The sequence below is a fragment of the Oceanisphaera arctica genome (assembly GCF_002936955.1).
Taxonomy (GTDB): domain Bacteria; phylum Pseudomonadota; class Gammaproteobacteria; order Enterobacterales; family Aeromonadaceae; genus Oceanimonas; species Oceanimonas arctica.
This window is the reverse complement of record NZ_MPZM01000009.1, coordinates 84,246-98,809: the sequence shown is the minus strand read 5'-3', so window position 1 is coordinate 98,809 and position 14,564 is coordinate 84,246. Positions and strand designations below refer to the sequence as shown.

Sequence of the window (14,564 nt, the reverse complement as noted above, 5' to 3'; positions counted from 1 at the left end):
GCCGCTGGATGACTGGCTGGCGCTGTTAAAGGACTGGCAATCATATACTGCCCCGGCAGACGTCTTGCCGAGGGATGCATCGCAACAGGAAGCGGCAAACTCGCTTGCATGGCCGACACCCTACCGGGTATCGGTGCAGGCCAGTCGGGCAAAGCTCTGGCAGCAACCGCTGAATCAGCTCCGGTTGTCGGTCGGCCTGAGGGAGGGGCTGCGACAAGAGTTGAGCGTGACCGCCGAACAGGCCGATGGAAACCTGAGTTGGGGCGGCGGACGGCCGCTGCAGGCGCACTTCAAGCGACTCTGGCTGACGCCGGATTCGAATACTTCAGACACTGTGCCAGCAGTAAAACCGGCCTCGGCGGAAGACGGGCTGCAACCCGGACAGCTGCCGGCCGTGCAATTTCGATGTGACGATTGCCGTTGGCAGAAGCTGGCGCTGGGCAAGGTGGCCTTCGAGTTGCGTCCCCAGCCCGAACAGAATGGGGTGCAACTGACCGAACTGAGCCTGGATGGTCCGCTTCTGCAGGCAAGGGCCCATGGCCAGTGGCTGCAACATCAGAGCGGCAATCTGAGTCGGCTGGAGTGGCAGAGCAGCACGTCATCATTGCAGCGGCTTTGGCAAACGCTGGATAAAGAATCGCCATTCAGCGAAACCCCGGCCCGGCTCGAGGGGCAGCTGCGCTGGCTGGATGTACCCTGGCGGCCGGACTTGGCCAGCCTGAACGGCCGGCTAAATGCCGACACCGACGCCGGTGTGTTGCGTGAAGTGAATGACAGAGGTGCCGGTCTTTTGTCGGTACTGAGCATGGAGTCGGTGTTACGTCGGCTACGGCTGGATTTTCGCGACGTGTTCGAGCAGGGCTTCTATTTTGACAGTATCGGCGCCAGCGGCGAGCTACAGAATGGGGTCTTGCAGAACGACGATTTAGCCCTGAATGGTGCCGCCGGAAATCTGCGCGGCGGCGGCCTGGTGGATCTGGCGGCGGAGCGGCTCGATTATCGTCTGGAGTTTACGCCGAACCTGACCGGCAACCTGCCGGTGTTGGCGGCCTTTGCGGTCACCCCGGTGACCGGGCTTTATGTGTTGGCGCTGTCCAAGGTGCTGGGCCCCGTGGTCGATGTGTTCACCCGCATCCGCTACCGGATAGACGGCCCTCTGGAGCATCCAAGGGTGACCGAGCTGGGACGGGATCAGAAACGGGTCACTGTGCCCGGTAATGAATAATACCAATCCCGGTAATGATCTGGTCATATTGAGGCCCCAGACCAGAGGCAACACAGCCGCCTCCCTCGACACGCCATAAACCCATCCTTGGGGGGCTCGGAAATGCCGTCCTTGGCATTTCACGGTCGTGGGAGCCGTTCTCTGTTGCCTCTTCTGGAACACCGAGTTGCCCGCAGACGGCGCCAACAGGCAACGCCGGAGCATCAAGGAGGACGAAGGGAGCTGCTTCACCGACCATCACATGACAGGGAGGTCATGTGTTGAGCGCCACAGGGAGGTGCTTGAGCGAGTCGGAGAAGCAGGCCCTTTGTCCGGGATTGATATCGCAGTCAAAAAGATCGAATGTTTAATGTAATTGGCTATGTACTAGTTCAGTGTGTCTAATTCGGTAACTACCTGTTTTTGTTGTAGTTAATTTAATCACGAAAGAGCCTACGTTAAGGCTGATACGCGGGTAGACACAGTTAACTCATACATAGCCAATGTAATTGGTATAAGGAGTACGCCATGGAACTGGTTGCGATACAGATAACGGCCGGGCCCGACTGGCCGGAGAACCGGGCCAGGCTGGAAACCTGGCTGCGGCAATTGCCATCGACTCGTCCGCTGCTGGTGCAGTTGCCGGAAAATGCCGTGGTGTTCGGCAGCAAGGAGGCGGCACTGCAGCTGGCGGAGCCGCTGGGCGAGGGCCCGATTCAGGCCCAGCTCAGCCGATGGGCACGAGAGCTGGGCATCTGGCTGGTCGTAGGCTCCATGCCGACCCGCATCGAGCACAGCGAAAGGCTGCATGCCACCAGCCTGGTCTATAACGAGCAGGGTGAGCGGGTCGGTCATTATCACAAGCTGCACCTGTTCGATGTGGATGTCGCCGATGGTCACGGTCGTTACCGGGAGTCGGCCACCTATGCGCCCGGCGACGAACTTTGTGTGATCGACAGTCCCTTCGGGCGTCTTGGGCTGTCTATCTGTTATGATTTACGTTTTCCTGAGTTATACCGGGCGTTGCGTGAACGGGGCGCCGAGATCCTGATGGTGCCGGCGGCCTTTACCCGGGTCACCGGGCTGGCGCACTGGCTACCGTTGCTGCAGGCTCGCGCTATCGAAAATCAGTGTTATGTGCTGGCGGCGGGCCTCTATGGTGAACAGGGTGACCGCCAGACCTGGGGTCATTCGGTGATCCTCGATCCCTGGGGAGAGATTCAAGCCTGTCTGCCCAAGGGCGAAGGGCTTGTCGTCGCCCCGTTGGACTCGGAACGACTGTCCCGTATTCGCCGTCAGATGCCGGTTGCACAACATGCCCGCCTGAGCGCGGTTTGGAGAAACAAGCATGAGTATTGAACAGATTAACCGCAGCCTGCTGATCCCGAACGAACTGGATATGGCGCTGCTGGATGCCCAGCTGGCAAGACTGAGCCGGCATCAGATTGATTTTGCCGATCTCTATTTTCAGAACAGCGTGCACGAGTCCTGGGTGTTGGAAGACGGCATAGTCAAAGACGGCAGCTACAACATAGAGCAGGGCGTGGGCGTACGGGCGGTCAGCGGTGAAAAGACCGGTTTTGCCTATTCCGACGAACTGACAGCCACGGCGCTGGATCAGGCGGTGAGCGCGGCCCGGGGTATTGCCGAGCAGGGCGGCGATGGTCGCTTCCAGGTTGGTCGCGAGCGCGCCATCACGCCTCGTTATTTCGGCCTCAACCCGCTCGACAGCCTGAGCCGGGAGCAGAAGATTGCCCTGTTGCAGCAGATGGATGCCTTCGCCCGCAGCCTGGATCCGGCGGTAACCCAGGTGATCGCCTCCATTTCCGGTGTGTACGAAGAGATACTGGTGTTGGCCACCGATGGCACCCTGGCGACCGATCTGCGCCCCCTGGTGCGGCTGAACTGCTCGGTACTGGTGGAGCGCAAGGGTCGGCGCGAACGGGGTGGCAGCGGCGGTGGCGGCCGGGTCGGCTATGACTATTTCCTGGAAGAGCTGGACGGCCAGCCCAGAGCCATGAGCTACGTGAAAGAAGCGGTGCGCCAGGCCCTGGTCAATCTTGAGGCTATAGATGCCCCGGCCGGCACCATGCCGGTGGTGCTGGGTGCCGGTTGGCCCGGTGTCTTGCTGCACGAAGCCGTGGGTCACGGCCTGGAAGGCGACTTCAACCGCAAGGGCTCGTCCGCCTATGCCGGTCGTATCGGCGAGCAGGTGGCCTCCAGCCTGTGCACCATAGTGGATGACGGTACCTTGCCGAACCGCCGCGGCTCGCTGACTATCGACGATGAAGGCACCGAAAGCTCATATAACGTATTGATCGAAAACGGCATTCTCAAGGGCTACATGCAGGACAAGCTCAATGCCCGGCTGATGAAGATGGCACCGACCGGCAACGGCCGGCGGGAGTCTTACGCTCACCTGCCGATGCCGCGCATGACCAACACCTATATGTTACCGGGTGAGACACCGCCGGAAGAGATCATCAGGAGCGTGAAGAAGGGCATCTACGCCCCTAACTTCGGCGGTGGCCAGGTGGATATTACCTCCGGACGCTTCGTGTTTTCCGCTTCCGAGGCCTATCTCATCGAAGACGGCAAGCTGACCGCACCGATCAAGGGTGCCACCCTGATTGGCAACGGCCCCGAGGCCATGAGTCAGGTGTCTATGGTGGGTAACGATCTGGCGCTGGATGCCGGTGTGGGCGTTTGTGGTAAAGAGGGCCAGAGCGTACCGGTAGGTGTCGGCCAGCCGACACTCAAGCTGGATCGGATGACGGTGGGTGGTACTCAATAATAACCCTGGTCGATTATTAACCGGATTATTAACTACTGGTTAACAGTTTTTTTCTGTGCGATCCGGGTGCTAGGCGAGGTCTAATAGGTGCTTACCTACGCAAAAGCGTGGCAGCAATCTGGAGGCGATAATGATGAAAACATTGCTATCTATAGCCTTTGCCTCTGTTCTTGGGTTGATGTTGATGCCGGTTCAGGCCGGTTCGGTGCTTAATGTGCAGCAGCCTGTAGTGCAGGAAATGGCGAGTAAGGGCGACGGTGTTGATAACCGTGAATGTGCCAAATTACGTAAAATGGGTAAAAAACCGGCGGGTATGTGTTTTTAACGGTCGGGTTTAATCCATCAAGAACAACGGGAGCCGTGGCTCCCGTTGTTCTGTCTGACTTACCGTCATTTCTTTGTCATGATGATCTGATCATGACTGACTGGTCATGATTCAGAAGCGTCAGATCCCAGGTTCAGCTTCAGATACTGGAACAGTTCGCGGTAACCTTGGGGGGGCAGGCCGGCGGCGAGTTCCTTGCGAGCCTGGCGAGCCAGCTGACGCAGTTTTTGTCGGTCCAGGTTACGGTGCTCTGCCAGCAGCGCATTCACCCCCTTGTCGCCTTCCTTGACCAGACGGTCACGCCATAATTCCAGTTTATGGAATTGTGCGTTGGCTACGGCACTCTTGTGCTCGAAGCCCGCCAGCGCCTTCTGAATGTCGGTGACGTCCCGGGTGCGCATCAGCTTGCCGATATAGGACATGTGCCGGCGCAGACCTTCCCGCTTGTTGTGAAGCTTGTGTGCCAGTTCTATGGCTTCCAGCACATCTTCGTCCAGTGGCACCTTGGCCAGCTCATGGGGTTGAAGCTTGACCAGTGACTCACCCAATTTCTGCAGGGCGCGGCTTTCCCGTTTCATCTCACTTTTACTGACCCATTCGATTTCATCATCGTGCCCGGTGGGATCGTCATGCTGGCTCATAGTTTTTCCGTCTCAATTAACATATACATATATATTACCAGCTTCTCCCAAGGCACACAGGGGTCTGTTATGCTAACTCCAAACTGAGCCAGCGATGTTAATCATGACCCCAGCAGAAATTCAAACCGAACAGCGCCAGCTAGAGCTGGCCGTAGAACAGGCCCTCGACAGCGCCAGGCGACTGGGCGCAGACAGCGCCGAAGTGTCCATCAGCAAGCAGACCGGGCTTTCGGTCAATACCCGTAACGGCGAACTGGAGAATATCGAGTTCAACAAGGACGGCGCCTTAGGGATCGCCGTCTATCGGGATGGCCGCAAGGGCTCTGCCTCCACCTCGGATCTGCGGCCGGACGCCATCGCCCGCACCGTGGCGGCGGCGCTGGATATTTCCCGTTACACCACAGCCGATCCCTTCGCCGGTATCGCCGATGCCGATACCCTGGCTTGGGATGCGCCCGATCTTGAGCTGTGCTTTCCTCGTCAGCTTGAGCCCGCCGATGGTATCGAACTGGCGCTGCGTTGCGAACAGAATGCGTTGGGTCGGGATCCCCGCATCAAGCAGTCGGACGGCGCCAGTTTTTCCAGCAACCTGGGCATCAAGGTCTACGGTAACAGCCACGGCTTTATCAAGGGTTACGCGGGCAGTCGCTTCGGCATGAGCTGTGTGCTGATAGGCGAGCAGGACGGCGACATGCAGCGGGAATACGGGTATACCTCGGCGCGTAGCTTCGAAGATCTCTGGACTCCCGAGCAGGTGGCGGACGAAGCCGTTAGCCGTACCCTGGGTCGTCTGGGCGGTCGCAAAATCGATACCACACGGGCACCGGTGCTGTTTCATCCAGACGTGGCCGCCAGCCTGTTCGGTCATCTGGTGATGGCCATCAGCGGTGGCAACCTGTATCGCAAGTCGTCCTTCCTGCTCGATGCTCTGGGCGAACGGGTTTTCCCCGACTGGTTCGACATTCACGAGCAACCGCATCTGCACAAGGGGCTGGCCAGCTCGCCGTTTGATAACGAAGGGGTGCGTACCCATGAGCGCCACATTATCGAAAACGGGGTGCTCAAAACCTATCTGCTAACCAGCTATTCGGCCCGCAAGCTCGGTATGGAGCTGACCGGACATGCCGGCGGCATTCATAACTGGACGGTGGCAAACAGCGGTCACAGCCTGGAGCAGCTGCTGAAGATGATGGGCACCGGCCTGCTGGTGACCGAGATGATGGGCCAGGGTGTGAATATCGTCACCGGTGACTATTCCCGCGGCGCGGCCGGTTTCTGGGTGGAAAACGGCGAAATCGCCTATCCGGTGGAAGAGATCACCATCGCCGGTAATCTGAAGGATATGTTTGCGGGTATTCAGGCCATCGGTACCGATGTAGAAACCCGGTCCAGCCTGCAAACCGGCTCGGTACTGATCGGCGAGATGAAAATCGCCGGACAATAACTGCAGGGAATTGGGATTGCTATTCCCTATTCCCTATTCCCCGGTCAGTGCAGCAATATCAGGGTCGAGAGGCCCAGGAAGGAGAACAGGCCGACGATGTCGGTGATGGTGGTCAGAGCCATGGAGCCGGCCAGGGCCGGATCTATGTTGAGCTTGCGCATCACCAGCGGAATGGCGGCACCGGCCAGACCTGCCACCGACAGGTTGATGAACATGGCCGTGGCCAGCACCAGGCCTATCTCCCAGCTGCCTTTCCACAGACTCACCACTATCGCCACCATTACTGCCCACAGCAGGCCGTTGAACAGCCCCACCAGTGCCTCCTTGGTCAGCAGCCAGCGGGCGTTGCTGTCGCCGATATGGCCTACCGCCATGCCGCGGATCACCAGTGCAAGGGTCTGATTGCCGGCAATACCGCCCATGGAGGGCACTATGGTCATCAGAATGGCCAGGGTGGCCAGTTGTGACAGCGTTTCTTCGAACATGTTGGAGACGCTGGCGGCGAGCAGGGCTGAGCCCAGGTTGACGGTGAGCCAGATGGATCGACGGCGGGCGCTGGTCAGTACCGGCGCGAAGGTATCTTCGTCATCGTCCATCTTGGCCATGCCCATCATCGAGTGCTCACCCTCTTCACGGATGATGTCCACCACGTCATCGATGGTGATACGGCCCAGCAACTGATAGTCGTCGTCGACCACAGGGGCCGACAGCCAGTCGTGGCGCTCGAACAGGTTGGCCACCTCGGTGTCACTCATGGCCAGTGGAATGGCTTCCACCTGGGTGTCCATGGCGTCGGCGACCGTGGTGGCAGGATCCTGCACTACCAGACTGGCGAGGGAGATATCGCCGAGCAGACGGTTATGTTGATCCACCACGTAGAGAGTATCGGTCCCTTCCGGCAGCTCGGTATGCAGGCGCAGGTAGCGCAGTACCACGTCGATGCTGACATCGGCACGCAGGGTGATGAACTCGGTGTTCATGATGGAGCCGGCGGTGTCTTCCGGGTATGACAGCGCCTGTTTTGCCCGCTGCCTGTCCTGCTCGTCCATCTGGGTGAGCACCTGATTGAACAGCTGCTCGGGCAGATCCCGCAGTACATAGGCCAGATCGTCCGACTCCATGTCTTCCAGCGCGGCGGCCAGCTTTTCCGGATCCATCAGTCGGATAATGCCGTCCCTGACTTCTTCCGACAGTTCCTCCAGGATCTCGCCGTATTCATCCGGGTCGATAAGTTGCCACAATACCTTACGGCTGGGAGAGGGAGAGGACTCCAGCAGCCAGGCGACGTCGCCGGGGCGCATCTGCTGCAGCATGCGGCGAACGTGCACGAACATGCCGCTGTTCAGCGCCTGGGTGATGGTATCCAGCTGATCCGGCGTCCTTGGTTTTTCGATTGATTCTGTCATCCGGGCTTCAGGCCTCTGCGCGGGACGGGGATAGGGGAATTATTCTGATTCGTTGAAGCGGTCGGCGACCAGGCGGGATACGGCGTTCATCGCCGCTTCTGCATCCGGCCCTTCGGCGACGACGCGAATGGCATGACCCTGGGCGGTCTCCAGCATCAGTAACCCCATGACGCTGTTGGCCGGGGCCTGTTTTTCCTGACTACAGACGGTGACGGTGGCATCGAATTGTTGCGTTAACTGCACCAGTTGAATGGCGGCCCGAGCATGGAGCCCGAGCTTGTTGACGATTTGCAGATCCCGCTCAATTCTAGTCATGGTGCTTTTCCAGGGTGCGGTGGCGTAGCTGCACGCTTTTGCCCATCTGCTGGAACACCCGCGCGAGCTGCTCGACGATATAAACGGATCTGTGTTTGCCCCCGGTACAGCCGATGGCGACGGTCACGTAGCTACGGTTGTTGCGTTCCAGATGCGGCATCCAGGTGACCAGCAGGTTTTCAATCTGCCACAGGTATTTGGTAACCTCGGGCTGGCCGTTCAGATAGCTGGCCACCGGCTCGTCTTGGCCGGTAAAGGGCCGGAGCTCGGTTATCCAATGGGGGTTGGGCAGAAAGCGGGCATCGAACACGAAATCTGCATCCTGAGAGATGCCGTATTTGTAGCCGAAGGACTCGAACACCCAGTTCAGTTCCCGTTCCTTCTTGCCGAGAATGCGCGCACGGATAATTTCGCTCAGGTCGTGAATGCTGAGTTCGGAGGTATCGATACGCAGATCGGCGGCGGAAGACAAGGGTGCCAGCAGATGGGTTTCCTGACGGATGGCTTCGTCCAGGGTCAGGCTGTGACGAGACAGGGGATGCAGTCGGCGGGTATCGCCGAAGCGGCGAATAAGGGCGGCGTTGTCCGCGTCGATAAATATACTGGACAGGCTGACACCTTCCATGGCGCGCACTTCGGCCAGGCAGGCTTCCAGCTTGTCGGCATTGTCGGGCAGGTTGCGTACATCGATACTGACCGCCACCTCGCCGGGCTTGCGTCGACGCATCTGTACCAGCTCGGGCAGCAGCTCGACGGGCAGATTATCGACACAGTAATAGCCCAGATCCTCGAGCACACGCAGGGCCACGGTTTTACCCGAGCCTGAACGACCACTGACGATCACCAGCTGCATATTGCTCTCCTCAGGAAGAAACCATGATGTTATAGAGTTCGTCATCGCTGCCGGCCTGGCGCAACTGCTTGCAGACTTGCTTGTTGCTGAGCTTTTCGGCAATCAATGACAGCGTCTTGAGATGCTGTTTACACTCCTGCTCCGGTACCAGTAAGGCAAACACCAGGCCAACCGGCTGATTATCGATGGCGTCGAACTCCACCGGTTCGGCAAAGGTGAGTAAAACCGCCGTTGCCCGGTTTTCATCGCCGATACGGCCATGAGGAATGGCGATACCGTTTCCGATGCCGGTGCTACCCATTTTCTCCCGGGCCAGCAGGCAGTCGAACAACTGCTGGCTGCTGATGTCGAGATGCTGGGCTGCCAGCTCGCTGATGATTTCCAGAGCACGTTTTTTGCTCGTGCAGGGGACTGCACTGCGGGTGCAGTCCCTGCTAAGTATGTCGGCGACTTCCATGGTTATTTTTGCTTGAGCTTCTCTTTGTGTTTGATGATCTGGCGATCGAGCTTGTCGATCAAGCCATCGATGGCGGCGTACATGTCGTCATGCTGAGAGTTGGCAAAGATTTCACCGCCGCTGAGATTGATCTTGGCTTCGGCTACCTGCTGCAATTTTTCCAGTGTGAGGACGACGTGTACATTGGTGATGTTGTCGAAATGACGCTCCAGTCGGGCAAACTTGCTGTTCACATAGTCACGCAGGGAATCCGTGATTTCTACATGGTGTCCAGTCAGATTTATTTGCATATCGTCTTCCTTCTAGATCTGCCTCTACATCAGGCGCTTACGCTGATTGGAAGGGGGGATGGCCAGCGACTCCCTGTACTTGGCGATGGTCCGCCTGGCTACCTGTATCCCCTGTTCGGCCAGCAGCTGGGCAATTTTACTGTCGCTCAGTGGCTTGGCCGGGTTTTCCGCACCGACCAGTTTCCTGATCAGGGCGCGAATTGCCGTCGACGAAAATTCTCCACCATCATCGGTACCCACATGGCTGGAGAAAAAATACTTCAGCTCGAACACCCCTCTGGGGGTATGCATGAATTTCTGTGTGGTCACCCGGGAGATGGTGGACTCGTGCATTTCCACGGCTTCGGCCACATCATTCAGCACCATCGGCTTCATGGCTTCGGCTCCATACTCAAAGAATGCCTGTTGTTGTTCAACAATACAATTGGCAACCTTGAGCAGGGTCTCATTCCGGCTTTCCAGACTCTTGATAAACCACTTGGCGTCCTGCAAATGGTTGCGGATAAACTGACCGTCTTCACTGTTTCTGGGTTGGCGGGCCATGGCGGCATAGGTCTGGTTCAGCCTGACTTTGGGCATGGCCTCCGGGTTGAGTTCGGCGACCCAGCTACCCTGTTGCTTGGTGACCACCAGGTCCGGAATCACGTATTCGGAGCTGCTTTGCAGCACGCTGTTACCGGGCCTTGGCTCCAGCTGCTGGATCAGGGCTAGTACTTCCCTGAGCTCTTCTTCTTTCAGTCTGGTCTTGCGTTGCAGGGTGCGGTAGTCCCGGTTGCCGAGCAGAACCATGTGCTGATCAATCACGAGGCGGGCCTCGTTCAGCCAGGGGGTGTCGGCGGGAAAAGGATCCAACTGAATTCGCAGGCATTCCTGCACGCTGCGGGCGGCGACGCCGATGGGATCGAAATGCTGGATGCGTTTCAGAACCGCTTCCACCTCGTCCGCTTCGATATCCTGTTCGCCGCCGGAGACGGCGGCGAGGATATCCTCCAGCTCCTGAGTCAGGTAACCGGCGTCATCGATGGCGTCGATAATAGCCAGGGCGATGGCCTGATCGGTCTCGCTGAAGGGGGTCAGTTGCATCTGCCACAGCAGGTAATCCTGCAGCGTTTCGGTGGTTTCGCCCTGATAAACGGTATCTTCCATGCCTTCGGGCAGGCCGCCGTTACCACCGCTGCCGGATGAGGCGGTATAGATATCGTCCCAGTGGGTATCCATAGGCAGTTCGTCGGACAGCCGGTTTTGCTCCATGGCGGTATCGGCAGCCATCTGCTCGTCGTTGCCGCCGTTGGCTACCTCGATGCTATCCGGCTCTTCCTGTTCCAGCAGGGGGTTGCTTTCCAGGGCCAGCTGAATTTCCTGCTGCAGCTCCAGGCTCGACAGTTGCAGCAGGCGAATGGCCTGTTGCAACTGGGGGGTCATGGTCAGCTGCTGCCCCAGACGTAGCTGAAGAGTTGGCTTCATCGTTGGAAAAGTCCTTCTATGTCAACCGCATGGGTTTCCAGCGGGCCAGATCAGAGGCTGAATTGTTCACCAAGATAGACTTTCTTGACTTGCTCGTTTACGAGTATTTCGGCAGGAGTGCCGGCGGCGATACGATGACCATGACTGACAATATAGGCCCGTTCGCAGACATCCAGTGTCTCGCGCACGTTGTGATCGGTAATCAGTACTCCCAAGCCTCGATCGCGCAGGTGCAGAATGATTTTTTTGATATCGATCACCGAGATGGGGTCGACCCCGGCGAAGGGTTCATCCAGCAGTATGAAGCGCGGATCGGCCGCCAGCGCCCGGGCAATTTCCACCCGGCGGCGTTCGCCTCCGGACAGACTCATTCCGGCACTGTCGCGGATGTGGGTGATGTTGAACTCTTCCAGCAGCTGTTCCATTTTTTCGTCGCGGCCGGCGGCGTCCAGATCCTTGCGGGTTTCGAGCACCGCCATTAAGTTGTCGGCCACGCTCAGGCGTCGAAAAATGGAAGCTTCCTGGGGCAGATAGCCGATACCAGCCCGGGCCCGTACATGCATGGGCTGATGGCTGATGTCCTGCTCATCGATGGTGATGCTGCCGGCATCGCGCTGTACCAGGCCCACTATCATGTAAAAAGAGGTGGTCTTGCCGGCTCCGTTGGGGCCGAGCAGGCCGACGATCTGGCCGGTATTGACGGTCAGGCTGACATCGGCCACTACCTGGCGGCCCTTGTAACTCTTCTGCAGCCCACGGGCTTTCAGTGTTGCCATGATCAGTTCTGTGTCTCTTTTTTATTCATGTCCTGCAGCTGTTCGGGCAGAAAAATGGTGGTAACGCGGTCTGATCCGCCCTGACTTTCTGCCTCCATCTGTTCCTTGTCGATATGGTAGCGAATACGGTAGCCGGTCACGATATTGTCGTTCTGCTTCAGCTTCGCCTCTTTCAGCAGGGTGATGGTGCGCGCCTTCATATCGTAGTGGATTTCCCGAGCCTCGGCCTTGACCGGCTTGCCGCTGTCCAGAATCTGGTAGTAGGTGGCCGGCGTGCCGTGGGCGATCATCGATTGCAATCCCTGTTCGTTGCGGATCACCACCAGTTTGTCGGCCCGCACATCCATGGTGCCCTGTTTGACCTCGACCCGCTCGCTGAAGGTCACCTTGTTGTCGACCAGTTCCACCAGCTGGCGACCGGCATCGATGGTCACCGGCTGGTTGAAGTCAGACTCTTTGGCCTCGGCCAGGCTGAGGCTGAGGGCCAGCAGGCCGCCGATGCTAAGGAGTAGTAAAGTAGGTTGCCCGGGTTTCATGCAGTAATTCCACCGTTTGTTGATCAAGCTTGCCCAGCAGCCCCTGGCCCTGGGCCTGGAAAGTAGGGCTGTTCAGCTGCACGTTCCGGTTGGAGCGCAGCTGGTTTTTAATAAAATCCAGTTCCAGATATTCGGTGGTCAGGGTTCTCACCAGGGCATCGGGTTGCAGCCCCCGGCCGACCACGGTGCCGTTCAATACCGCGTTATCATTGGTGTTGATCATGCCCTCATCACCGCTCAACTGCCATTGAGGCTGGCCATCGGGCGAATAGAGCAAGATAACAGGTTTTTCCATTAGGGTCATGGCCAGCGGCTCGTAGTACTCGGCATATTCCGCATCCAGTCCGCGGTAGGGCAGACCCAGCTGGTTGTATTGCACGCTGCTCAGGTTTTTGGCGATAAAATCCGGCTGATAATCCTGCTGATTGACGGGGGTGTCGGTGATTGGCCTGAACCACTGCCAGCAGACGAGGGCGACCAGAAAGAGGCCGCCAAACCACCAGATCTGGCGACTCACAGGCTCATGCCCTTGGCCTGTTCCAGCTCGCCCCGGGCGTCGAGCAGCAGATCGCAGAGTTCGCGCACGGCGCCTCGGCCGCCGTCGATACGGGTAATATAATCGGCTTGCTGCAGCACCAATGGATGGGCATCGGCCACGGCCACACCCAGACCGCAGTCTTGCATTACGGTCAGGTCGACCACGTCGTCGCCGATATAGGCGACCTGCTCCGGCCCCAGCTTGAGGGTAGCGAGCAGGGCGCGATAGCTGTGCATCTTGTCGCTCTGCCCCTGATAGACATGAGTAACGCCGAGCGAGGCCATGCGTTCGCTGACGATGCGGGAGTCCCGGCCGGTGATCACCGCCACCTGAATACCGGCGTTAAGCAGGGCCTTTATACCGAAACCGTCTTTGGTGCAGAAGCTCTTGTATTCTTCACCCTGATTACCGAGATAGATCATGCCGTCGGACAGTACGCCGTCCACATCACAGATCAGCAATTTTATCCCGGCCATCCGCCGCCAGACTTCGCCGGCTACCGGGCCGTAAAGGCTTGGTTGTTCCATCAGATCACTCCCGCCCGTAACAGGTCGTGCATGTTGAAGGCGCCTACCGGATGCTGTTGTTCATCCACCACCAGCAGACCGCTTATTTTCTTTTCTTCCATCAGCTTGACCGCTTCCGCGACCAGCATGGCGGCGTGCGCCGTGGTGCAGCTGCGGGTCATGACCTGTTCGATGGAAGTGTGGTGCAGATCGATTTTATGATCCAGAGTGCGGCGCAGATCGCCATCGGTATAGATACCCACCAGTTTTTGCTGGTCGTCGACCACGGCGGTAAAGCCCAGGCCGGTGCGGCCGATTTCCAGCAAGGCGTCGATGATCAGCGTATCGAGTCCGACTTTCGGTACCTGCTCGTCTCTGTGCATGACATCGCCCACTCGCAGCAGCAGGCGTTTGCCGAGGGCACCGCCGGGGTGACTGAGCGCAAAATCATCCGCTGTAAAGCCACGGGCTTCCAGCAGAGACACGGCCAAGGCGTCGCCCATCACCAGGGCGGCGGTGGTGCTGGCGGTCGGGGCCAGGCCGAGCGGGCAGGCTTCCTGCTCCACCCGGGTACAGAGATGCACATTGGCTTCTCGCGCCATGGTGGAGGCGGGGTTGCCGGTCAGGCAGATCAACGGCAGTCCACGGCGCTTGAGTACAGGCAACAATGAAATGATTTCGCTGCTCTCGCCGGAGTTGGACAGGGCCAGCACCACATCGTCTGGGCCTATCATGCCGAGATCCCCATGGCTGGCTTCGCCCGGATGTACGAAAAAGGCGGGGGTACCGGTACTGGCCAGGGTGGCGGCAATCTTGTGGGCGATATGCCCGGATTTACCCATGCCGGTCACGATGACCTTTCCCGGGCAATGGAACATCAGCCGGCAGGCATGATTGAACGCCTGGTCCAGATATTGATAAAGGCCATCGATGGCTGCCTTTTCAATATCCAGCACCTGCTTGGCGGTTTTCCGATAATCAAATTCTGCAGTCATAGCTTTCTCCACACCTTAGG

At 58.4% G+C, this 14,564-nt stretch carries 17 protein-coding genes; 5 read left to right on the top strand and 12 right to left on the bottom strand.

Annotated elements, in window-relative coordinates; genetic code table 11:
* From UN63_RS06475 to UN63_RS06455, 4 genes are all read left to right on the top strand, one after another.
* On the top strand, window positions 1-1,225 hold a 1,225-nt coding region (locus tag UN63_RS06475; protein WP_280530382.1), incomplete at its 5' end, for a YhdP family phospholipid transporter.
* A 507-nt stretch (window positions 1,226-1,732) separates the two neighbouring features.
* On the top strand, window positions 1,733-2,563 hold the full coding sequence (locus UN63_RS06465; protein WP_104485959.1) for a carbon-nitrogen hydrolase family protein: 831 nt from the start codon (window positions 1,733-1,735) through the stop codon (window positions 2,561-2,563).
* Entirely contained in the window at window positions 2,553-3,998 is a 1,446-nt protein-coding gene (gene tldD, locus UN63_RS06460) for a metalloprotease TldD (RefSeq protein ID WP_104485958.1), read from the top strand. Before UN63_RS06465 ends, tldD begins: the two co-directional genes overlap by 11 nt.
* A 130-nt stretch (window positions 3,999-4,128) precedes the next feature.
* Window positions 4,129-4,323, top strand: coding sequence for a hypothetical protein (locus UN63_RS06455; protein WP_104485957.1), 195 nt, complete (start codon window positions 4,129-4,131; stop codon window positions 4,321-4,323).
* A gap of 104 nt (window positions 4,324-4,427) precedes the next feature.
* On the opposite strand, the gene yjgA is transcribed toward UN63_RS06455, so the two are convergent.
* Entirely contained in the window at window positions 4,428-4,964 is a 537-nt protein-coding gene (gene yjgA, locus UN63_RS06450) for a ribosome biogenesis factor YjgA (RefSeq protein WP_104485956.1), read from the bottom strand.
* Between the two features lie 103 nt (window positions 4,965-5,067).
* Here yjgA and pmbA point away from each other — a divergent pair, with 103 nt between their 5' ends.
* Window positions 5,068-6,408, top strand: a complete 1,341-nt coding sequence (pmbA, locus tag UN63_RS06445; protein WP_104485963.1) for a metalloprotease PmbA — start codon at window positions 5,068-5,070, stop codon at window positions 6,406-6,408.
* A 44-nt stretch (window positions 6,409-6,452) separates the two neighbouring features.
* On the opposite strand, the gene mgtE is transcribed toward pmbA, so the two are convergent.
* The 11 genes from mgtE to UN63_RS06390 are packed head-to-tail and all read right to left on the bottom strand — an operon-like array spanning window position 6,453 to window position 14,544.
* Window positions 6,453-7,814 carry a magnesium transporter gene (gene mgtE / locus UN63_RS06440; RefSeq protein ID WP_104485955.1) on the bottom strand — a complete coding sequence of 454 codons (1,362 nt, stop codon included), beginning with the start codon at window positions 7,812-7,814 and terminating at the stop codon, window positions 6,453-6,455.
* Between the two features lie 39 nt (window positions 7,815-7,853).
* Complete coding sequence (locus UN63_RS06435) at window positions 7,854-8,129, bottom strand: HPr family phosphocarrier protein (protein WP_104485954.1); 276 nt, start codon at window positions 8,127-8,129, stop codon at window positions 7,854-7,856.
* Entirely contained in the window at window positions 8,122-8,982 is an 861-nt protein-coding gene (rapZ, locus tag UN63_RS06430) for an RNase adapter RapZ (RefSeq protein WP_104485953.1), read from the bottom strand. The genes UN63_RS06435 and rapZ overlap by 8 nt, the downstream gene beginning before the upstream one ends.
* A 10-nt stretch (window positions 8,983-8,992) precedes the next feature.
* A complete protein-coding gene (gene ptsN, locus UN63_RS06425) occupies window positions 8,993-9,439 on the bottom strand; it encodes a PTS IIA-like nitrogen regulatory protein PtsN (RefSeq protein ID WP_104485952.1) in 447 nt (148 codons plus the stop codon).
* A 2-nt stretch (window positions 9,440-9,441) separates the two neighbouring features.
* On the bottom strand, window positions 9,442-9,729 hold the full coding sequence (hpf, locus tag UN63_RS06420; RefSeq protein WP_104485951.1) for a ribosome hibernation promoting factor: 288 nt from the start codon (window positions 9,727-9,729) through the stop codon (window positions 9,442-9,444).
* 24 nt (window positions 9,730-9,753) lie between these two features.
* Window positions 9,754-11,193, bottom strand: coding sequence for an RNA polymerase factor sigma-54 (locus tag UN63_RS06415; RefSeq protein ID WP_104485950.1), 1,440 nt, complete (start codon window positions 11,191-11,193; stop codon window positions 9,754-9,756).
* 50 nt (window positions 11,194-11,243) lie between these two features.
* On the bottom strand, window positions 11,244-11,969 hold the full coding sequence (gene lptB / locus UN63_RS06410; RefSeq protein WP_104485949.1) for an LPS export ABC transporter ATP-binding protein: 726 nt from the start codon (window positions 11,967-11,969) through the stop codon (window positions 11,244-11,246).
* Between the two features lie 2 nt (window positions 11,970-11,971).
* On the bottom strand, window positions 11,972-12,505 hold the full coding sequence (gene lptA, locus UN63_RS06405; protein WP_104485948.1) for a lipopolysaccharide transport periplasmic protein LptA: 534 nt from the start codon (window positions 12,503-12,505) through the stop codon (window positions 11,972-11,974).
* The gene (lptC, locus tag UN63_RS06400; RefSeq protein ID WP_104485947.1) at window positions 12,471-13,022 is read right to left on the bottom strand and encodes an LPS export ABC transporter periplasmic protein LptC; all 552 of its coding nucleotides are present in this window, start codon (window positions 13,020-13,022) and stop codon (window positions 12,471-12,473) included. The genes lptA and lptC overlap by 35 nt, the downstream gene beginning before the upstream one ends.
* Entirely contained in the window at window positions 13,019-13,570 is a 552-nt protein-coding gene (gene kdsC, locus UN63_RS06395; protein ID WP_104485946.1) for a 3-deoxy-manno-octulosonate-8-phosphatase KdsC, read from the bottom strand. Before kdsC ends, lptC begins: the two co-directional genes overlap by 4 nt.
* Entirely contained in the window at window positions 13,570-14,544 is a 975-nt protein-coding gene (locus UN63_RS06390) for a KpsF/GutQ family sugar-phosphate isomerase (protein WP_104485945.1), read from the bottom strand. The genes kdsC and UN63_RS06390 overlap by 1 nt, the downstream gene beginning before the upstream one ends.
* Between the last annotated feature and the right edge of the window lie 20 nt (window positions 14,545-14,564).